The 19723-nt window shown below is 60.8% G+C and carries 17 protein-coding genes; 10 read left to right on the plus strand and 7 right to left on the minus strand.

Annotated elements, in window-relative coordinates; translation table 11 throughout:
* The first annotated feature begins 222 nt into the window (after window positions 1–222).
* Entirely contained in the window at window positions 223–582 is a 360-nt protein-coding gene (gene tnpB / locus CYD26_RS12990; protein WP_244160011.1) for an IS66 family insertion sequence element accessory protein TnpB, read from the plus strand.
* A 17-nt stretch (window positions 583–599) separates the two neighbouring features.
* Window positions 600–2144, plus strand: a complete 1545-nt coding sequence (locus CYD26_RS12995; RefSeq protein WP_102052781.1) for an IS66 family transposase — start codon at window positions 600–602, stop codon at window positions 2142–2144.
* Window positions 2145–2871: 727 nt separating this feature from the next.
* On the opposite strand, the gene CYD26_RS13000 is transcribed toward CYD26_RS12995, so the two are convergent.
* Window positions 2872–3276 (minus strand): HPF/RaiA family ribosome-associated protein, encoded by a 405-nt coding sequence (locus CYD26_RS13000; protein WP_102052782.1) that lies wholly within the window; start codon window positions 3274–3276, stop codon window positions 2872–2874.
* 325 nt (window positions 3277–3601) lie between these two features.
* Here CYD26_RS13000 and CYD26_RS13005 point away from each other — a divergent pair, with 325 nt between their 5' ends.
* Window positions 3602–5569: a ligand-gated channel protein gene (locus CYD26_RS13005; RefSeq protein ID WP_102052783.1), complete on the plus strand. Its 1968-nt coding sequence runs from the start codon at window positions 3602–3604 to the stop codon at window positions 5567–5569.
* A 21-nt stretch (window positions 5570–5590) separates the two neighbouring features.
* On the opposite strand, the gene CYD26_RS13010 is transcribed toward CYD26_RS13005, so the two are convergent.
* Complete coding sequence (locus CYD26_RS13010) at window positions 5591–6466, minus strand: helix-turn-helix domain-containing protein (protein WP_065758834.1); 876 nt, start codon at window positions 6464–6466, stop codon at window positions 5591–5593.
* A 135-nt stretch (window positions 6467–6601) separates the two neighbouring features.
* Here CYD26_RS13010 and CYD26_RS13015 point away from each other — a divergent pair, with 135 nt between their 5' ends.
* Entirely contained in the window at window positions 6602–7507 is a 906-nt protein-coding gene (locus tag CYD26_RS13015) for a DMT family transporter (RefSeq protein WP_102052784.1), read from the plus strand.
* A 4-nt stretch (window positions 7508–7511) separates the two neighbouring features.
* Here the strand turns inward: CYD26_RS13015 and CYD26_RS13020 are convergent, their stop codons facing one another.
* Window positions 7512–8483, minus strand: a complete 972-nt coding sequence (locus CYD26_RS13020) for a D-glycerate dehydrogenase (protein ID WP_102052785.1) — start codon at window positions 8481–8483, stop codon at window positions 7512–7514.
* Between the two features lie 84 nt (window positions 8484–8567).
* Window positions 8568–9515 (minus strand): LysR family transcriptional regulator, encoded by a 948-nt coding sequence (locus CYD26_RS13025; RefSeq protein WP_099775749.1) that lies wholly within the window; start codon window positions 9513–9515, stop codon window positions 8568–8570.
* A gap of 187 nt (window positions 9516–9702) precedes the next feature.
* On the opposite strand from CYD26_RS13025, the gene CYD26_RS13030 reads away from it, so the two are divergent.
* Genes CYD26_RS13030 through CYD26_RS13045 form a run of 4 tightly spaced genes read left to right on the plus strand, consistent with a single transcriptional unit; the run spans window position 9703 to window position 14482 of the window.
* On the plus strand, window positions 9703–11229 hold the full coding sequence (locus CYD26_RS13030) for an efflux transporter outer membrane subunit (protein WP_099775748.1): 1527 nt from the start codon (window positions 9703–9705) through the stop codon (window positions 11227–11229).
* On the plus strand, window positions 11226–13412 hold the full coding sequence (locus CYD26_RS13035) for an FUSC family protein (RefSeq protein WP_102052786.1): 2187 nt from the start codon (window positions 11226–11228) through the stop codon (window positions 13410–13412). Before CYD26_RS13030 ends, CYD26_RS13035 begins: the two co-directional genes overlap by 4 nt.
* Complete coding sequence (locus CYD26_RS13040; protein ID WP_065758779.1) at window positions 13402–13602, plus strand: DUF1656 domain-containing protein; 201 nt, start codon at window positions 13402–13404, stop codon at window positions 13600–13602. Before CYD26_RS13035 ends, CYD26_RS13040 begins: the two co-directional genes overlap by 11 nt.
* A gap of 10 nt (window positions 13603–13612) precedes the next feature.
* Window positions 13613–14482, plus strand: coding sequence for an HlyD family secretion protein (locus CYD26_RS13045; protein WP_102052787.1), 870 nt, complete (start codon window positions 13613–13615; stop codon window positions 14480–14482).
* A gap of 35 nt (window positions 14483–14517) precedes the next feature.
* Here CYD26_RS13045 and CYD26_RS13050 read toward each other — a convergent pair whose 3' ends face one another.
* From CYD26_RS13050 to yaaA, 3 genes are all read right to left on the minus strand, one after another.
* A complete protein-coding gene (locus tag CYD26_RS13050) occupies window positions 14518–15342 on the minus strand; it encodes an SDR family oxidoreductase (RefSeq protein WP_065758777.1) in 825 nt (274 codons plus the stop codon).
* A gap of 71 nt (window positions 15343–15413) precedes the next feature.
* Window positions 15414–15878 (minus strand): multidrug transporter, encoded by a 465-nt coding sequence (locus CYD26_RS13055; RefSeq protein WP_102052788.1) that lies wholly within the window; start codon window positions 15876–15878, stop codon window positions 15414–15416.
* An 87-nt stretch (window positions 15879–15965) separates the two neighbouring features.
* The gene (gene yaaA / locus CYD26_RS13060; RefSeq protein WP_065758775.1) at window positions 15966–16745 is read right to left on the minus strand and encodes a peroxide stress protein YaaA; all 780 of its coding nucleotides are present in this window, start codon (window positions 16743–16745) and stop codon (window positions 15966–15968) included.
* Between the two features lie 116 nt (window positions 16746–16861).
* Here yaaA and CYD26_RS13065 point away from each other — a divergent pair, with 116 nt between their 5' ends.
* Window positions 16862–17992 carry a polysaccharide deacetylase family protein gene (locus CYD26_RS13065; protein WP_102052789.1) on the plus strand — a complete coding sequence of 377 codons (1131 nt, stop codon included), beginning with the start codon at window positions 16862–16864 and terminating at the stop codon, window positions 17990–17992.
* A gap of 328 nt (window positions 17993–18320) precedes the next feature.
* Entirely contained in the window at window positions 18321–19715 is a 1395-nt protein-coding gene (locus CYD26_RS13070; RefSeq protein ID WP_065758773.1) for a PhoH family protein, read from the plus strand.
* Window positions 19716–19723: the final 8 nt, after the last annotated feature.

Below are 19723 nucleotides of genomic sequence, written 5' to 3' on the forward strand. Positions count from 1 at the left end.
AGTGCGCGGCGACTGCATAGCGGGCAAGCCCAGCTCCTACAGGCTGCATTCTCTGTTGGAGCTGGCTTGCCTGCGATGGCGCCGGTGGGGTGCCCGCGAGTGCGCGGCGTTTGTATCGCGGGCAAGCCCGGCTCCTACGTAACCGCGCCATGAACCCCACATTCAAAGCCGTCCTCTGATCCCCGATGCTGTGCTCTCGAATTTCTCAGGAGCCCGCCTGCCATGATGCGACCCGATGCCAAAGTCGAAAAGGTGTACCTCTACCCCAAGCCCGTGGACTTCCGAAAATCCATCGACGGCCTGGCCGCCCTGGTCGAGCTGGATATCAAAGTCGCCGTGTTCGATCCTGTCCTTTTTGTTTTTCTGAATCGCCACCGTAACCGAGTGAAAATCCTCTACTGGGAGCGCAACGGCTTCTGCCTTTGGCTCAAGCGTCTCGAGTCTGAACGGTTCAAAACATCGCCCGACGTTACCGACGAAGCCATTATGTTGAGCGTTCAGGAGTTGAACTGGCTGCTTGATGGTTTTGATCTCTGGCGTAACCGCCCTCATCAAGTTCTGACACCACGTTTCGTGGCCTGAGCCGGTATAATCCGGGCATGACTTTCATGCCCGACGATCTTCCAGACGATCCTGTTTTGCTCAAGCAAATGCTGCTTGAAGCATTCAGCCGTCAAGAGGAAGTGGCTCAGTCCTACCAGACCCACATCGTCGATCTGAAAGAACAGATCAAGTTGCTGCGCGACCGTCTGTTCGGACGTAAATCCGAACAGACGGTGGAGCCCAACACGCCGCAACTGGCTCTGTTCAACGAGCCAGAAAGCGAGCCGATACCTCTCATCGTCGATACCGAAGAAGAAGTCGTTGCACCGACCACCCGCCGTGGCAAACGCAAACCGTTGTCGGCTGACCTGCCGCGTATCGAAGTCATCCACGAACTGCCTGAACACGAACTGACCTGCGCCTGCGGTTGCCTCAAGCATGTGATTAGTGAAGAAACCAGCGAGCAGCTGGACATCGTGCCGATGCAGATCCGGGTGATCAAACACATCCGCAAAGTCTACGGTTGCCGTGGTTGTGAAACGGCTCCGGTCACTGCTGACAAGCCGGCTCAATTGATCGAAAAGAGCATGGCCAGCCCCAGCGTGTTGGCCATGTTGTTGACCACCAAGTACGTTGACGGCCTGCCGCTGCATCGTTTCGAGACGGTATTGAGCCGACACGGTATCGATATTCCGCGTCAGACCCTCGCCCGCTGGGTCATCCAATGCGGTGAGCATTTGCAACCGCTGCTGAATCTGATGCGTGATCGGTTGCTGGAAAGCCCGGTCATCCACTGTGATGAAACCCGCGTCCAGGTACTCAAAGAGCCTGATCGAGACCCGACCAGCCAATCCTGGATGTGGGTGCAGGCCAGCGGGCCGCCGGATCGCAAAGTGGTGCTATTCGACTACACATCCAGCCGTGCGCAGGACGTGCCGCTGCGTCTGCTGGAAAATTATCGTGGCTACGTCATGACCGATGATTACGCCGGTTATAACGCGTTGGCGCTGCAACCGGGCGTGGAGCGTCTGGCGTGCATGGCCCATGCGCGACGCAAGTTCGTGGACGCTCAGAAAGTGCAGCCCAAGGGTAAGACCGGGCGTGCCGATATCGCGCTGACGCTGATCAACAAGCTGTATGGTTTCGAGCGTGAACTCAAGGACGTCAGCGATGAGCAGCGATTTATCGTCCGCCAGGAAAAGAGCCTGCCGATCCTGGCTCAGTTGAAAAGCTGGCTGGATAAAACGCAGTCACAGGTGACGCCACAAAGCGTGCTGGGCAAGGCTGTTAATTATCTGGCCAGCAACTGGAGCCGACTGGAGCGTTATGTAGAAGCTGGTTTTTTACCGATCGACAACAACCCGGCGGAGCGTGCAATTAAACCGTTTGTGATCGGGCGCAAGGCCAGGCTGTTCAGCGACACGCCCAAGGGCGCCACCGCCAGTGCGCAGATATACAGCCTGGTCGAAACCGCCAAAGCCAACGGCCAGGAACCCTATACGTGGCTGCGCCACGTACTGGAGCGCTTGCCGCATGCGCAGTCGATTGAAGACTACGAAGCGCTAATGCCATGGAGCTGCTCGCCTGAAATGCCACGGTAAACACGAAGCGCTTCTGGCGGTAGGTGTAGTTAATGGATCGGATACGCTCCTACAGGCTGCATTCTCTGTTGGAGCTGGCTTGCCTGCGATGGCGCCGGTGGGGTGCCCGCGAGTGCGCGGCGTTTGTATCGCGGGCAAGCCCGGCTCCTACAGGTTGCATTTTCTGTTGGAGCTGGCTTGCCTGCGATGGCCTCGGCGCGGTGACCGTGAGTGCGCGGCGTCTGCATCGCGGGCAAGCCCGGCTCCTACAGGCTGCATTTTCTGTTGGAGCTGGCTTGCCTGCGATGGCGCCGGTGGGGTGCCCGCGAGTTCGCGGCGTCTGCAACGCGGGCAAGCCCGGCGCCTACAGGTTGCATTTTCTGTTGGAGCTGGCTTGCCTGCGATGGCCTCGGCGCGGTGACCGTGAGTGCGCGGCGACTGCATCGCGGGCAAGCCCGGCGCCTACAGGTTGCATTTTCTGTTGGAGCAGGCTTGCCTGCGATGGCGTCGGCGGGGTGTTCGTGAGTATGCGGCGTTTGCATCGCGGGCAAGCCCGGCTCCTACAGGCTGCATTTTCTGTTGGAGCTGGCTTGCCTGCGATGGGGTCGGCGGGGTGTCCGTGAGTGCGCGGCGTTTGTATCGCGGGCAAGACCCGCTCCCACAGGGATCAGCGCCAGAATTTCGTTGGCTAAAAAAAGAACCCCCGCTAAAAAGCGGGGGTTCGTCAGCAACCTGGGGTTAGCCGTCTTCAGCTATTGAGGGCTTGCTGATTTTCCTCGAAGTCTTCCTGTAGCAACTGATCGGTGTGTTCGCTTTCGGCGCTTTGCTGAGGCACTGCACGTTTACTGCGCAGTTTTCCGTAGAAGTGTTCCAGCGCGTGGTTGAGCTTCTCGGCTGCACCGTCCACCGCCTGCTCAAGCGAAGCGGCCTTGTGGGTTACGGAGATCGGTTGGTGGCCTTTGGGGCGAGCCTCCATCTGGCAACGTTTGTCGTGTGGGCCGGGCTTGGTACCGTTTTCGTCCCCCAGATGAACTTCGATGCGTGTGAGGTCCTCTTCGAAGCGGTCGAGCTGTTGTTCGACGGTGCTGCGGACCCACTGTTCCAGCCGGATGCTGCTTTGAATATGGTTGTCGCTATTGACATGGACTTGCATAGATCAATCCTTATTCAGCTAGCTCGCAAGAGAATCGATGATGCCGGTATGGACCGTGGCAGTCATCGCCTCTTGACTACAAGGTCAGGCAGTTGGCGAAACAATTCAAGCCCTTTTGAAAGAAAAATATCTTGTCGCAAAAAGCAGCCGTTGGAAGGGCTGCGGGCTTGCTCTGGATCAAGAGGCCTCATCGCTGGCGTGCTGGGTGGATTGTTACTGAAAGTGTAAAAAAGCGTAAAGGCGCTTTACTCGCTGGTGAGAATAAATATCATTCGCCCCCAGTTTCTATTTACGTAGAATTTACATTTCCAGGGAGAGGTTCACCATGTCCCCCAGCTTCACCAAGTCCTGCCTTGCACTCGCCTTGTGTTCGCTTTATACCGCCCAGGCTTCGGCCCAGAGCCAGCCTCTGGAGTTGGACAACATGGTGGTGACCGCCTCCGGTTTTTCCCAGCAGATCAAGGATGCCCCGGCGTCGATTTCGGTCATTTCCCGTGAGCGGATCGAGAACAAGTCCTACCGTGATGTCACCGATGCGCTGCGTGATGTGCCGGGTGTGGTGGTAACTGGTGGTGGCAGTTCCAGTGACATCAGTATTCGTGGCATGGCCTCGAAGTACACCTTGATGCTGGTAGATGGCAAACGCCAGGACTCGCGCGCTACGCGTCCCAACAGTGATGGTGCCGGGATCGAGCAGGGCTGGATGCCACCGCTGGAAGCTATCGAGCGAATCGAGGTGGTGCGTGGGCCGATGTCGTCGTTGTATGGTTCCGACGCCATGGGCGGTGTGATCAACATCATCACGCGCAAGGTCACGCCACAGTGGTACGGTGGCGTTCGCACCGAGACGACGTTCCAGGACCGCTCCGATTCCGGGGACTACTCCAGCACCAGCGCGTTCATTTCCGGGCCTTTGGTGGAGAACCTGGTGGGCCTGCAGTTGTATGGGCAGCGCTCACGCCGTGACGAGGACCACATCGTCAACGGCTTCAATGAGCAGAGTACCGACAGTGCCACGGCCAAACTGTCGTTCACCCCGGACACGAACAACGACATCACCGTTGAAGCCGGAAAATCCGAACAGGAACGCAATGCCACCCTGGGCCGCTCGGCGCGCTCTTCTTCCTCACAGAACGATTACGACCGTACGCATTTCTCTGTGAGCCACTCGGGCCGCTGGGAAAGCGTCACCACCGACAGCTACCTGCAGCGGGAGAAAATCGAGAACCCCGGCCGCAAGATGGAGCTGGAGAACACGGTGCTCAACTCCCAGGCGTCGTTCTACAGTGACTCGCACACCACGACCTTCGGCGGTCAGTACAAGTACGAAGACCTGAGCGATCAAGGCAACCAGCTTGCCTCGGCGGCTACCCTCAATCAGCTTACCCGCTGGTCCTGGGCGTTGTTCGCCGAAGACGAGTGGCGTCTGACCGATCAGTTCGCCCTGACCGGCGGCTTGCGCATGGACCGTGACGAGAACTACGGCACGCATTGGTCGCCACGCCTGTATGGGGTGTATCACCCGACCGAGCAGTGGACGATCAAGGGGGGTGTGTCCACCGGCTATCGTTCGCCGGACATCCGTGCAGCTGTTGACGATTGGGGCCAGATCACCGGCGGTGGTGGCGATCCGGCGATTATCGTCGGTAATTCGGCACTGAAGCCGGAGGAAAGCGTCAGCCAGGAGATCGGTTTCATTTGGGACAACCTGGAGGGCTTCTCGACCGGCTTGACCGTGTTCAACACCGACTTCAAGGACAAGATCACCGAGCAGCGTCGTTGCACCGACAGCACGGGCAATGCGTCTGGGCAGTGTCAGATCGCTGGCACTTCGTACAAGTTCATCAGTGATCGGGTGAACGTCGATGAGGCGCAGATGCGTGGCGTCGAGGCCACTCTGGACTGGGCCATTACCCAGCGCCTGACATTGGCGACCAACTACACCTTCACCGATTCCGAGCAGAAGAGTGGGGCGCTCAAGGGCAAGGCGTTGAACCAGATGCCCCGGCACATGTTCAACGCCACCCTGGACTGGCAGAACACCGATCAGGTGGGCACATGGACGCGCCTGAACTACCGTGGTAAGACCTCCGACTATCTGGGGCGTACCACGATGTCTGATGGCACGCCGTCCTACACCTTTGTCGATGTTGGCGGCACCTACAAGGTGACCAAGAACCTCAAGCTGCTGGCGGGTGTGTACAACGTTTTCAACAAGGAAGTGGATTACGCCGAGTATCAAACGGTTCTGGACGGGCGTCGCTACACCGTCGGTATGGACCTGTCGTTCTGACCGAAGGGCGACGATACGGGGTTAGCTGCGCAGTGCCTGACGGTACTCGCCCGGTGTTGCGCCGAGGGCCTGACGGAAGCGGTTACTGAAGTGGCTGGCGCTGGCAAAGCCGCAGAGCAGGGCCACCTGGAGCATGGGCAGGTCACTGAAACGTAGCAGTTGGCGTGCCTTGGCCAGGCGTCGGGCCAGCAGGTACTGGTGCGGTGGCAGCCCAAAGCTGGTGCGGAACATCCGTGCGAAGTGGTACTCGGACAGGTTGCACAGGGTGGCCAGCTCACCCAGGCTGATCGGCTGGTCGAGGTGCTGCTCGATAAAGTCGGCCAACTGCCGGCGTTGGTGCGGCGCCAGGCCACCTTTGAGCCTTACCCCCTGGCGCAAGCCAACCTGGTTGAGCAGGGCATGGCTGACCAGCTCATGGGCCAGGCTGCTGGTCAGCAGGCGCTCGGCAGGTTCGTCCCAGTCCAGGGCGATCAGTTGGCGAAAGCGTCGGGCCTGCTCGGGATCATCCAGAAAGGTGTTCTCTTGCAGTTGCAGCTCCCGCGGCTCACGGTCCAACAGGCGCACGCACTCCAGGGCGAATTGTTCCTGGGTGATGTACAGGTGTACCAGGCGGATCTTGCCGTTGATCACCCAGTTCGAGTCATGCCCGGCTGGAAGAATGCACAGCTTGTCCGGGCCTCCCTTGGCAGAGGGCCGTTCGCGGCGAAACGTGCCCGTGCCGCCGTCGATGTAGCACGACAGGGTGTGATGGCTGGGCGCCTGATAATCGCGGGCGTCGTCTTGATTGTTCCACAAGGCCGCTACCATGCCGTCACCCAGTTGCGCGCTGTGTTCCAGGCGGGTGTTGGGGGAATCATGCAGGGCGTTGAAGACTTGCAGTGTGTCCAGCGGTGTCATGATGGTTACCTCTGTGGCCATCCTACCGCTGTCCACCACAGCACACAGCAGGTGGCGATGGAAAAGCGCAAGTTTGTGCAAGCCCGGCCCAGTGCTCTGGGCAGACACTGAACCTCAGCCCAGAGGAGCTTTGTCATGAACCTGTTCTTGTACCTGTTGACCGTTGTGATCTGGGGCACCACCTGGATTGCCCTGAAACTGCAACTGGGCGTGGTCGCGATCCCGGTATCGATTGTCTACCGCTTTGCCTTGGCCGCCTTGCTGCTGTTCGCCATTCTGCTGCTCAGCCGCCGTTTGCAACCGATGAACCGGCGGGCTCATGGCCTTTGTCTGGCGCAGGGGCTGTGCCTGTTCTGCGTGAACTTCATGTGCTTCCTGACGGCCAGCCAGTGGATTCCCAGCGGCCTGATTGCCGTGGTGTTCTCCACGGCGACCTTGTGGAACGCGCTCAATGCCCGGGTGTTCTTCGGGCAGCGGATCGCGGCCAATGTCACGGGCGGTGGTGCGCTGGGGTTGTTAGGGTTGGCGCTGTTGTTCTGGCCAGAGCTGTCGGGGCATGCCGCCAGCCGTGAAACCCTGATCGGCCTGGCGCTCGCCTTGCTCGGCACCTTGTGCTTCTCGGCGGGCAACATGCTCTCCAGCCTGCAGCAGAAAGCCGGCCTGAAACCGATGATGACCAACGCGTGGGGCATGTTCTACGGGGCCACGATGCTGGCAGTGTATTGCCTGGTCAGCGGCATTCCCTTCGCCATGGAGTGGAACACGCGTTACATCGGCTCACTGCTGTACCTGGTGATTCCGGGCTCGGTGATCGGCTTTACCGCTTACCTGACCCTGGTCGGGCGCATGGGGCCGGAGCGTGCTGCGTACTGCACGGTACTGTTCCCGCTGGTGGCGCTGAACGTTTCGGCGTTCGTCGAAGGCTATCAATGGACGCCGCCTGCGTTGTTCGGCCTGTTGCTGGTGATGCTCGGCAACGTGCTGGTGTTCCGCAAGCCCAAGCCTCGGGCGCCCTTGGGCACCCTGGCTCAGCGCCTGTAGTCGTTTACTTCCAGACCTGCGGATTGACCAGGTCACGTGGGCGTTCGCCGTTCAAGGCGCTGCACAGGTTGTCGATGGCGCGGTTGGCCATGGCTTCGCGGGTTTCGGCAGTAGCCGAGCCGACATGGGGCAGGGTAACGGCATTCTTGAGCTGGAACAGCGGCGACTCGCTCAGCGGTTCCTTCTCATAAACGTCCAGGCCGGCGCCGCGAATGGTGCCGTTCTGCAGGGCTTGAACCAGTGCCGCTTCGTCTACCACGGGGCCACGGGAGACGTTGATCAGGAAGGCACTGGGCTTCATCAGTTGCAGCTCACGCTGGCCGATCAGGTGCTGGGTCTGGGTTGTGAGCGGTACGACCAGGCAGACGAAGTCGGCTTCGGCCAGCAGGTGTTCCAGGCTGCAGTATTGTGCGTCGAGTTCCTGCTCCAGTGCCGGTTTGCGGCTGTTGCCGCTGTACAGCACGGGCATGTTGAAGCCCAGGCGGCCACGGCGGGCGATGGCGGCACCAATGTTGCCCATGCCGACGATACCGAGGGTTTTGCCGAAGACATCGCTGCCAAAGTGCGCCGGGCCCACGGTGGCCTGCCATTGCCCGGCCTTGGTCCAGGCGTCCAGTTCGGCCACCCGGCGGGCAGCCCCCATGATCAGGGCAAAGCCCAGGTCAGCGGTGCTCTCGGTCAGCACATCGGGGGTGTTGGTCAGGGCGATGCCGCGTTGGTTGAAGTAGGCCAGGTCATAGTTGTCATAACCTACCGAAACACTGGAGACCACCTCAAGCTTGGCTGCGGTTGCCAGTTGTGCCTCGCCCAGCTTGCGCCCGGCGCCGATCAGACCGTGGGCCTCGGGCAGTGCTTCGTTGAACTGTGCGCTGATATCGCCGAGCTTGGGGTTCGGCACAATCACGTTGAACGTCTGCTGCAGGCGCTCGACCATCGGCGGGGTGATGCGGCTGAAGGCAAGGACAGTCTTTTTCATCGGTGAAATCTCTGCTGGCGGTCAAGAATGAAGCGGCTATTGGGTAGCACGCTATCATTCTCGACCCCGATCGTGCAGCAGGTTTTACGTCGCGATGCGCAGCTGGTGGGTCTTCAGGTCGGCTTCGTGGGCCGCGAGGATTTCCGGCAGCGAGCTGCGCAGGTACTCGACCCAGGTCTTGATCTTGGCATCCAGGTACTGGCGCGACGGGTAGATCGCGTACAGGTTCAGCTCCTGCAGACGGTAGTCAGGCATCACCCGTACCAGCGAGCCATCACGCAGGCCGTCGATTGCCGAGTAAATCGGCAGCACACCAATGCCCATGCCGCTGCGGATGGCGGTCTTCATGGCGTCGGCCGAGTTTACCTGGAATGGCGCCTGGGTGATGTTGACCACTTCCTGGCCTTCAGGGCCGTCGAACAGCCACTTTTCCAGTGGAATCACCGGGCTGACCATGCGCAGGCAAGAGTGACCGAGCAGGTCGGAGGGCTTTTGCGCGCCACCTTTGCGTTTCACGTAGTCCGGCGAGGCACAGCAAATGCTGTAGGTAATCCCCAGACGCTGCGAGACAAAGCCTGAGTCCGGCAGCTCGCTGGCCAGTACGATGGACACGTCATAGCCTTCATCCAGCAGGTCCGGCACGCGGTTGGCCATCGTCAGGTCAAAGGTGACGTCCGGGTGGGTCTCGCGGTAGCGGGAGATGGCATCAATGACGAAGTGCTGCCCTACGCCTGTCATCGAGTGCACTTTCAACTGGCCAGCCGGTCGAGAGTGGGCATCGCTGGCCTCGGCTTCGGCTTCCTCGACATAAGTGAGGATCTGCTCGCAGCGCATCAGGTAGCGCTTGCCGGCTTCGGTCAGGGCGATTCGCCGGGTGGTGCGGTTGAGAAGACGTGTTTGCAGGTGCGCTTCTAGGTTGGAAACCGCCCGCGAGACGTTCGCGGTGGTCGTATCCAGTTGAACGGCAGCGGCAGTAAAACTGCCAACCTGGGCCACACAACTGAATGCACGCATATTTTGCAGGGTGTCCATGGGTCGCTCTCAAAGTAGACGACAAATTGTGACACGAAGTTACAGTGTTGGTCTTCAGACTAAAGCCGGATTATCACCGTTTTCGTAACAAAGATTCGCAGTAATACACGCTTATCGCCAGTGCTGTCGCCCCCTAGAATTGCGTTCTCCAAGCGTCATCCACCTTCTATGTCGGGAATTCGCAGCTGTGCCGCGTCGCATCATCAGAGCGTTGAATGCGCTCAGTGTCTGTGCCTTTAGCTTGACCTTGAGCGGCTGTATCGGAACCTGGGGCATTGCCCCGGAAAGCAAGACGCTGCAAGCCAATACCCTGACCACCGACGAGGCGATCCGCGAGGCCGCTCGCGATGCCCATTGGCCCGACCAGCAATGGTGGCATGCCTATGGTGACCCGCAGCTCGACCGCTGGATCGCCCTGGCCGTCAAGGACAGCCCTACCATGGCCATGGCGGCTGCACGTGTCCGTGAAGCCAAGTCCATGGCGGGTATCATCGAGTCGGCCGAGAAACTGCAGGTCAACGGGGTCTCGACGATCAAGCGTCATAACTGGCCGGAAGACCAGTTCTATGGCCCTGGCGCCTTGTCGGGCAGCAACACCTGGGACAACAACGCGGCGTTGGGCTTCAGCTACGCGCTGGACCTCTGGGGCCGCGAGCGCAATGCCAGCGAGCAGGCCGTGGACATGGCCCACATGAGTGCTGCGCAGGCCCGCCAGGCCCAGCTTGAGCTGCAGAACAACATTGTGCGGGTGTACATCCAGTTGTCGCTGTACTTCGCCCAGTACGACATCGTCAAGGCCACCCTGGAACAGCAGGAGCAGATCCTGGCCCTGGCCGAACGACGGTTGGCCGGTGGCATCGGCACTCACTTCGAAGTCAGCCAGGCGCAGACGCCACTGCCGGAAACCCACCGTCAGTTGGACGCGCTGCATGAAGAAATTGCCCTGGCGCGTAACCAGTTGGCCGCGCTGGCAGGCAAAGGGCCGGGCGAGGGCGCACAACTGCAGCGTCCTACCTTGTCGCTCAATGCTGCACTCAAGCTGCCATCGGCCTTGCCGGCGGAGCTGGTTGGTCAGCGTCCGGACGTGGTTGCCAGCCGCTGGCAGGTCGCCGCACAGGCCCGTGGCATTGATGTCGCCCATGCCGGTTTCTTCCCTAACGTCGACCTGGTCGGCAGCCTGGGTTACATGGCTACCGGTGGCGGGGCCATGGAGTTCCTTACCGGGAAGAAATTCAACTACAACATCGGGCCGGCCATCAGCCTGCCGGTGTTTGATGGTGGCCGTCTGCGTTCGCAACTGGGTGTGGCTTCGGCGGGTTACGACATCGCGGTGGCCCGTTACAACCAGACCGTGGTCGAAGCGCTCAAGGGGATCTCTGATCAGTTGATTCGCCGCGAGTCGATGAACGAGCAGCAGCATTTTGCCGCAGAGTCGGTGGCCTCGGCGCAGAAGACCTACGACATCGCCATGGTGGCGTTCCAGCGTGGCCTGACCGACTACCTCAATGTGCTGAACGCGCAAACTCTGCTGTTCCGCCAGCAGCAGATCCAGCAGCAGGTCCAGGCGGCGCGCCTGATGGCCCATGCCGAGCTGGTGACGGCACTGGGTGGTGGTCTGGGAGCGGGTAACGACGTACCGGACGAAGACCGCCAGGCCGCACCGAAGACCCCTAAAACCTTGGCGATCTTCGACAAACCGAGCCACGCCGAATGAATGCCGTGACCTTTCCGTTTCGCTGGCTGGCGTCGCTGGAGTGGCGCCGTGGGTTCTTTGAATGGGCGCGTAGCGACGGGGTAACCTGGGTCTACATCTTCAAGGTCCTGTGCGCTGCGTTCCTCACCCTGTGGCTGGCCATGCGCCTGGAGCTGCCGCAGCCGCGTACGGCGATGATCACGGTGTTCATCGTCATGCAGCCGCAGAGCGGCCATGTGTTTGCCAAGAGTTTTTATCGCTTCCTGGGCACGTTGGCCGGATCGTCGATGATGGTGGCGTTGATTGCCATCTTCCCGCAGAACACCGAGCTGTTTCTGCCGAGCCTGGCCGTGTGGGTGGGTATCTGCTCGGCGGGTGCCATGCGTTATCGGACCTTCCGTTCTTATGGTTTTGTGCTGGCCGGTTACACCGCTGCGATGGTTGGCCTGCCGGCACTGGCCAACCCCGACGGCGCTTTCATGGCGGCGGTGTGGCGGGTGCTGGAAATTTCCTTGGGTATTCTGGTGTCGACTCTGGTCAGTGCGGCGATCCTGCCGCAATCGGCCAGTGCCTCGATGCGCAACGCCCTGTACCAGCGTTTTGGGGTGTTTGCCGGGTTCGTTGCCGAAGGTTTGCGTGGCGAAAGCCAGCGCGAGCGTTTCGAGAGCAGCAACGTGCGTTTCATCGCCGAAGCGGTGGGCCTGGAAAGCCTGCGTAGCGTCACCGCTTTTGAAGACCCGCACATGCGCCGGCGCAGTGGTCGCCTGGGCCGCTTGAACAGTGAGTTCATGGCCATCACCACGCGTTTCAACGCCCTGCACCAGTTGCTTGAGCGCTTGCGTCTGCGCGGGCCATTGCAGATCGTCACGGCCATCGAACCCGGCCTGAACGCGCTCGCCGAACTGCTCGACGGTTACGCCGGGCGCGGCCTGACCGACGCCGACGCGGCGCGCCTGGCCCAGCAACTGGCGATCTACAAGGAGGGTTTGCCGGAGCGGGTGCGCAGCTTGCGCGCAGCCTTTGTCGAGAGCTCGCCAAGCGACGCCGACCTGCTCGACTTCCACACCGCCTACGAACTGCTCTATCGCTTCGTCGACGATATGCACAGCTATGCCCTGACCCACGCGTCCTTGGCTGATCACAGCCATGCACGTGAGCAGTGGGATGAGCCGTATGTGGCCCAGACCAACTGGCTGGTCTCGCTTGCTGCAGGCGTACGTGCTTCGTTCATCCTGCTGGTGCTGGGCAGCTACTGGATCATCACGGCCTGGCCCAGCGGGGCAATGATGACCCTGATCGCGGCGGCTACCGTGGGCCTGTCGGCAGCCACGCCGAACCCCAAGCGGATGTCGTTCCAGATGGCATGCGGCACCTTGCTGGGAGCCTTGATCGGCTTCTTCGAAATGTTCTTCGTGTACCCCTGGATTGATGGTTTCCCGTTGCTCTGCATGGTACTGGCACCGGTTTACATCCTCGGCGCGTTCCTCTCGTCACGCCCGGCCTATTTCGGGGTCGGGGTGGGCCTGTTGATCTTCTTTTCCACCGGTTCAGTACCGGACAACATGACGGTCTACAACCCCTACAACTTCATCAACGACTACATCGCCATGGTGATCGGCATGTTGGTCTGCGCCGCGGCCGGGGCGATCATCCTGCCGCCGAACAGCCGCTGGTTGTGGAGCCGACTGGAGCAGGACCTGCGTGGCCAGGTGCTGTTTGCGATTACCGGGCGCCTGCGCGGCCTGGGCTCGGCGTTCGAGAGCCGTACCCGTGACCTGCTGCACCAGGCCTACGGTCTGGCGGCCGGCAAGCCACTGGTGCAGAGCTCGCTGCTGCGCTGGATGTTCGTGGTGCTGGAGGTGGGTCATTCGATCATCGAGTTGCGCAAGGAGCAGGCCGTTCTGCCGGTGCATCCGTGTTATGCCGAGTCGCAACCCTGGCGCCAGGCGATCAGGGTGATGGGCCGGGCGCTGGCGCGATTGTTCCTGCAGCCTTCGGCGAGCAACCATGAGCGTGCACTGGTGGCGGTGGACCATGCCATCAGCCGCGTCCAGGCAACCGATGAGCCGTTTGCCCGGCACTTCGACACGTCGGCCTTGCGCCGGGTGCAGAGTTACCTGCACTTCATCCGTACTTCCCTGCTTGACCCGCAATCGCCGCTGGCCGAACTGGCTCCGGTGAAAGGACTGCCCGATGCCCCGTGAAATTGCCTTCCATGGCATTTACATGCCCACCATGACCTTGATGTTCCTGATCGCTGCCCTGCTGGCGTGGGGCTTGGATCGCTTTATCGCCGGCTACGACGGCTACCGCTTTTTCTGGCACCCGGCGTTGCTGCGCTTGTGCCTGTTCATCTGCCTTTTTGGCGCCATGGCGCTGACTGTCTACCGTTGAGACCTTGTTGATGAAAAAGTTTTTCAGCCTGATCGCCACCCTGCTTGTACTGGCCGCCGCCGTGGTGATCGGCCGGCAGCTCTGGGTCCAGTACATGAACACGCCCTGGACCCGCGATGGCCGGGTGCGTGCCGACATCATCAACGTTGCCGCCGACGTACCCGGTTATGTGGTCGATGTGCCGGTGCGTGACAACCAACTGGTAAAGAAGGGCGATCTGTTGATGCAGATCGACCCTGAGCACTACGAGTTGGCAGTCAAGCAGGCCCAAGCGCTCGTCGCTTCGCGCAAGGCCACCTGGGAGATGCGCAAGGTCAATGCCAGCCGCCGGGCCGACATGGACAACCTGGTGATCTCCAAGGAAAACCGTGATGACGCCAGCAACATCGCCAACTCGGCCATGGCTGATTACCAGCATGCCCAGGCGCAACTGGCGGCCGCCGAGCTGAACCTCAAGCGCACGCGGATCCTGGCCACTGTCGACGGTTACGTCACCAACCTCAACGTTCATCGCGGCGACTATGCGCGTACCGGTGAGGCGAAAATGGCCGTGGTCGACAAGAACTCCTTCTGGGTCTACGGCTTCTTCGAGGAAACCAAGTTGCCGCATGTGCGTGTCGGTGACCAGGCCGACTTGCAGATGATGAGTGGTGAAGTGCTCAAGGGGCATGTGGAGAGTATTTCGCGGGGTATCTACGACCGTGACAACCCGGAAAGCCGCGAGTTGATCGCCGACGTCAACCCGACGTTCAACTGGGTTCGCCTGGCTCAACGGGTACCGGTACGTATCCACATCGACGAAGTACCGGAAGGCTTCCTGCTGGCGGCGGGTACCACCTGCACGGTGGTGGTCAAACAGGGTAAATCCGAGGCGCAATGACCTGCGCTGGTCGCGCGCCGAATGCCCTGACGGGTTCAGAGGCTGCGGTTGAGACCAAAGCGTTTTTTCAGCACCCACTGCTGCAGCCCATGGGGTAGCAATGCCTGTAGCAGGGGGAGTGCGCGGCTGCCATTGCCCAGGCGCACCAGAGGTGCGGGCTTTGCTTGCTGCACTGCCTTCAGCAGGCCTTGGGCAAACTCACTGGTGGGGGTCGGTTTGTCCTGCGAGGCACGGGCGCGGGCGCGAATGCCTTCGCGCAGCGGCCACCACGGCGATTCTTCGTGCAACAACTGTTCGGCTTCGCGCCCGGCATTGCTGGCAAAGCTGGAAGCAATTGCACCAGGCTGCACTTCCATCACCCGTATACCGAAGGGCGCCAGCTCCAGGCGCAGGGCGTCGCTCAAGGCATGCACGGCCGCTTTGGAGGCGCAGTAGGCGCCGGCGAACGGCGTAACCAGCACGCCCGAGACGCTGCCAATGTTCACCACCAGGCCACGTGCTCGTCGCAGTGCCGGAAACAAGGCGCGGGTTACGCCGACCAAGGCGAATACGTTGGTTTCAAACTGGCGACGTATCGCCTCGACGCCGCCGTCGAGCAGCGGCCCCATGGCACCGTATCCGGCGTTGTTGATCAACACGTCGAGGCCGTTGCCGCGCTGCTCCAGCTCTGCCGCCAGTGTTGCAAGGCCGGCTTCATCATTGACATCCAGTTGCCGTGCCGTAAGCCCGATGGCCTGCAGGCGGGCGACATCCTCGGGTTTGCGCGCACTGGCCCAGACCTCGAAGCCTGCTGACTGGAACGCTTCGGCCAAGGCGAGACCAATGCCGCTGGAGCATCCGGTGATCAGAACGGTGGGCATAGGACGATCCTTGGCGGTAGATGAGCCTCGGATCATACGTCATCAAGCAGGGGGCAGGCGTACCCCAGGGCTCAATCCGCGAAGCGGCCCTGCAGGTGTTCGGCGCGAAACTCCAGCGTTTGCGGGCGATAGCCAGAGCGCAGCGGCGGTAATGGCAAGCAGGCCTCCCAACTGGCGCCGGCCTGCAGGTCACCCGGGCCGCGATAACGCGGTGCCGAGTAGGTGTTTTCCGCCAGATTGACCTGATCGCCCGGGGCATACGCGGCAATCCGCCAGCGCAGCTCCACCAGGGGTTGCGGGTTGGTATTGGTCAGTTTGACCTGCAACGGCCGGTCGGCCGGGCAATGCTCGGGCGCGTAGCTCAGGCGCATGTCCAGGCGTGCCAGTTGAGCCGCCTCACGGTTGTCCTGCCAGAGCACCCACAAGCCGACCAGACCGAGGCCGAACACTGCGGCCATGGAGATGGGCAGGGCCTTGGCTGGGTAGCGTAGCAGCAGGATCAGCCAGGACAGGATCAGGACGACGCCGATAAGCATAGGGGGCTGCCTTGAGTGCGTGATATCACCATCGTAGCGATAAAATGGCACTCGACCAAGCAGCGGGCGGCTTACCGGCGATTGCCTTCAGTCGACCGGATGATCGCGCAGGAACACCAGGTTGTCCGGCTTGGACTGCTCGGCACTGTAGTAGTAGCCCTGGACATCGAACTGTTTCAGCCGGTCAGGATTGTCGATGCGTTCCTGGATGACGAAGCGGCTCATCAGGCCACGGGCTTTCTTGGCATAGAAACTGATGATCTTGTACTGGCCGTTTTTCTGGTCGCGAAATTCGGTGTTGATCACACGGGCATTCAGCGCGCTGCGCTTGACCGCGCTGAAATACTCGTTGCTGGCCAGGTTGAGCAGCAGGTCATCGCCTTGATCGGCCAGCGCCTGGTTCAGCCATTCGCTGATGCGCGTACCCCAGAAGGCATACAAGTCCTTGCCGCGGGCGTTGGCCAGCTTGGTGCCCATCTCCAGCCGGTACGGCTGCATCAGGTCGAGCGGGCGCAGCAGGCCATACAGGCCCGAGAGCATGCGCAGGTGGTCCTGTGCGTAGCTGAAGTCGTCTTCGCCAAGGCTTTCGGCGTCGAGGCCTGTGTAGACATCGCCCTTGAAGGCCAACAGTGCCTGCTTGGCGTTGGCCGGCGTGAAATCGGGCGTCCAGCTGCCGAAGCGTGCGGCGTTGAGCCCGGCCAGTTTGTCAGACAGGTGCATCAACGCTGCGATTTGAGCCGGGGTGAAGTCCCGCAACTGAGCAATCAGCACCTGTGAGTCGTCCAGGTACTGCGGCAGTGTGAAACGCTGGGTCACCGGCGGGGTTTCGTAGTCGAGGGTCTTGGCGGGGGAAATCACCGTCAGCATGTCATAGGCTCCTTCAATCGTGCTGCGGATTCTACGGGGCAGGGCGGTCGATCTCCAGCTATGGGCACGATAGTCCCTGCGTTATAGTGCCGGCGATCAAAACGGAGAGTGTTGTCTTGCGCATTGCCCTTTTATTGCTGGCGGGATGGTTGAGCCTGTCGACTGCCATCGCCGGTGCTGCCGAGGTTGCTACCTACGATCGCAGCAGTTGGCCTGAACAGCTCAATTCTCCGGCACTGTTCGATGTCGCCTCGCGTGCCGAGATTCTGGGGTTCGCCAAAGCCCTGCATGACAGTGAGGCGCTGGATCAGGCTGAGCTTACGGCGGGTCTTGGCCTGCGGCAGATCAACCTGTTGTCCGTCAATGCCCTGCGTGAGCGGCTGTGGCAGCGGTTGTGGCGCAACTATGACCTGGCCCAACAGAGCTGCGAGCAGGACGCCTCGTTCTGTTATGCCCTTGAGAGCCTGGCGGATTTGCGTGCCCAGGCCGGCCAGATCAAGGTCGCCGCCGACTCGTTCTATGCCCCGTGGGTTGAGCCAAGCCGGATTTTCCATGAGCGCTACCTGGATGAACTGCTGCGCAAGGCTGCGTTGTTTCCGCAGACCAGCAGCGAGATCGAGCGTTTCTCCAGCCTGGAGCGTAACGGTGACGAGCTGAACGACCGGATGTTCCTGCTGACCTTCGAGGGTGGCCCTACGCTGGCCGGTGGTGCCAGTGATGCGCTGACAGATTATTTGCGTCGGCAGAAGCTGTCAGCGACGTTCTTTGTGCTCGGCGACAGTGTGCAGAAACGCCGTGACAAGACCTCCGTCGCCGCGTTGCAGGCGCTTTACCGCGGGCAGTGCGTGGGCATTCAAGGCTGGCAGTACCGTTCTCACAGCCATTGGCTGGACTGGCAGGACTCTATTCTGCGCAGTCAGGCACGGGCCAGTAGCGATCTGCCCGAGCAGTATGTTGCGCTCTTTCGCCCCCCCTATGGTCAGCGTCGTGCCGACGCGCAGGCGTTTTTCAGCAGCCAGCACATGCAGGTGGTGTTGTGGGATATCGATGCCCAGGACCAGAGCGCACTGGATGCCGAACAGTCGGCACAGCGGGTGCTGAGCCTGATGTTGCTGTGGCGCAAGGGCTTGATCCGGTTCCATGACACCCAGCCCAAGGCGCAGGCGTCACTGACCTGGCTGCTACAACACACGGCGCAGAGCGGGATCGGTTGGGAGGGGTGTAAGGACTTCGCGGCAGGCCGTTGAGGGGCGTGGGTGGGCGCACATTGCATGCAGCCGTTGAGCCGACTGGATTTTTGACTTTAGCGGTGCATGGGGGCTACGCCAAGCGGTTTTTGTCCTCTTGAAAAATAAACTTCAAGAATGCGTAAAAACGCTTTTTACCGTCATGGGTTTTGCGGTATTACAAAGACAGACCGCCGAACCCTGCAACACAGGTGGCGTCTTACTCGCCATCCTTTGTTTGTAGCTGCCCACCCGTAACGACGCGGGCCCCGGGGAGCATCAGCGGTCACATCGCGGCGCAGCACCGTCTGGGTATTGCGTCGTCAGGCTCCCACAAAGGTGACCGAGTATGGATGATCAAGGACGTACCACTTCTTCCAACCTGCCAATCCTTTACGTGCTCGATACCAATGTTCTGATTCACGATCCGAACGCGTTACTGAACTTCGAGGAGCACCACGTCACCATCCCGATGACCGTGCTTGAGGAGCTCGACAAGCTCAAGGACGGCAAGCACTCCGTAGCCGCAGAATGTCGTCAGGCCATCCGCTTGATCGATCAGACCCTGGGCGACGCCTCGCCTGCCGATGTTGAGCAGGGCGTACCCATCCAGCGGGGCAAGAGTGGCCCGAAAGGCTTCCTGTCCATCTTGATGACGCCGCGCACTGAGCCGCACCGTCTACTGCCTGAGCATTTGAACGACAACATCATCATCAACCAATTGCTTGAGCTGCGGAGCCGGCGCAAGGAACTGAGTGTGGTGCTGGTGACCAAAGACATCAACATGCGCCTCAAGGCCCGTGCCTGTGGAATCGCGGCCGAGGACTACAGTACCGATCAGTTGGTCGACGACGTTTCCCTGTTGTCCAAGGGCTATCACTCGGTGACGGGGTCGTTCTGGGACCGGGTCAGCAAGGTCGAGACCCGTCAGGAGCGCGGGCGCACCTGGCACCGTGTGCAATTGATCGACAACCTGCCGGCTGTTCACATCAACGAGTTCATCATTGACGAACAGGGCTTTGTCGGCTGGATCAAAGGTATCAAGGACAGTGAACTGCTGCTGCTCGACTTGCACCAGGAGCCGCTGCTGCATCAGGAAGCCTGGGGTTTGAAGCCGCGTGACATTCATCAGGGCCTGGCGCTGTTCGCCTTGCTTGACCCGGACATCCACCTGGTCAACCTGACGGGCGCTGCCGGTTCCGGCAAGACCATTCTGGCCTTGGCGGCAGCCATTGAGCAGACCATGGTCAGCAAGCGTTACCGGCGCATCATCGCTACCCGCAGTGTGCAGGGGCTCGACCAGGAGATCGGCTTCCTGCCAGGCACCGAAGCGGAAAAAATGGAGCCTTGGCTGGGCGCCATCACTGACAACCTCGAAGCGCTGCACATGGACGATGAGAGCACCCATGGCAGTGTCGAATACATCCTTGAGCGGGTTCCGCTGCAGTTCAAGTCGCTTAACTACATTCGCGGTCGCAGCTTCCAGCAAAGCCTGATCCTGATCGACGAATGCCAGAACCTGACCCCGCACCAGATGAAAACCATCATCACCCGTGCCGGTTCCGGTTCCAAGGTGATCTGCCTGGGCAACCTGGCGCAGATCGATACCCCTTACCTGTCCGCGACCAGCTCGGGCCTGACCTACCTGACCGAGCGCTTCAAGGACTTCCCCAACGGTGTGCATATCACCCTGCAAGGGGTGCCTCGTTCGATTCTGGCCGAATACGCCGAATCGCATCTGTGACGTCTCGT

Source organism: Pseudomonas sp. FFUP_PS_473, from assembly GCF_002858665.1.
GTDB classification, from domain to species: Bacteria; Pseudomonadota; Gammaproteobacteria; order Pseudomonadales; family Pseudomonadaceae; genus Aquipseudomonas; species Aquipseudomonas defluvii.

Excerpts from the sequence above, each read along its gene's own strand:
- tnpB (WP_244160011.1), top strand. The coding sequence starts at position 223 with ATGATGCGACCCGATGCCAAAGTCGAAAAGGTGTACCTCTACCCCAAG.
- CYD26_RS12995 (WP_102052781.1), top strand. The coding sequence starts at position 600 with ATGACTTTCATGCCCGACGATCTTCCAGACGATCCTGTTTTGCTCAAG.
- CYD26_RS13000 (WP_102052782.1), bottom strand. The coding sequence starts at position 3,276 with ATGCAAGTCCATGTCAATAGCGACAACCATATTCAAAGCAGCATCCGG.
- CYD26_RS13005 (WP_102052783.1), top strand. The coding sequence starts at position 3,602 with ATGTCCCCCAGCTTCACCAAGTCCTGCCTTGCACTCGCCTTGTGTTCG.
- CYD26_RS13010 (WP_065758834.1), bottom strand. The coding sequence starts at position 6,466 with ATGACACCGCTGGACACACTGCAAGTCTTCAACGCCCTGCATGATTCC.
- CYD26_RS13015 (WP_102052784.1), top strand. The coding sequence starts at position 6,602 with ATGAACCTGTTCTTGTACCTGTTGACCGTTGTGATCTGGGGCACCACC.
- CYD26_RS13020 (WP_102052785.1), bottom strand. The coding sequence starts at position 8,483 with ATGAAAAAGACTGTCCTTGCCTTCAGCCGCATCACCCCGCCGATGGTC.
- CYD26_RS13025 (WP_099775749.1), bottom strand. The coding sequence starts at position 9,515 with ATGGACACCCTGCAAAATATGCGTGCATTCAGTTGTGTGGCCCAGGTT.
- CYD26_RS13035 (WP_102052786.1), top strand. The coding sequence starts at position 11,226 with ATGAATGCCGTGACCTTTCCGTTTCGCTGGCTGGCGTCGCTGGAGTGG.
- CYD26_RS13040 (WP_065758779.1), top strand. The coding sequence starts at position 13,402 with ATGCCCCGTGAAATTGCCTTCCATGGCATTTACATGCCCACCATGACC.
- CYD26_RS13045 (WP_102052787.1), top strand. The coding sequence starts at position 13,613 with ATGAAAAAGTTTTTCAGCCTGATCGCCACCCTGCTTGTACTGGCCGCC.
- CYD26_RS13050 (WP_065758777.1), bottom strand. The coding sequence starts at position 15,342 with ATGCCCACCGTTCTGATCACCGGATGCTCCAGCGGCATTGGTCTCGCC.
- CYD26_RS13055 (WP_102052788.1), bottom strand. The coding sequence starts at position 15,878 with ATGCTTATCGGCGTCGTCCTGATCCTGTCCTGGCTGATCCTGCTGCTA.
- yaaA (WP_065758775.1), bottom strand. The coding sequence starts at position 16,745 with ATGCTGACGGTGATTTCCCCCGCCAAGACCCTCGACTACGAAACCCCG.
- CYD26_RS13070 (WP_065758773.1), top strand. The coding sequence starts at position 18,321 with ATGGATGATCAAGGACGTACCACTTCTTCCAACCTGCCAATCCTTTAC.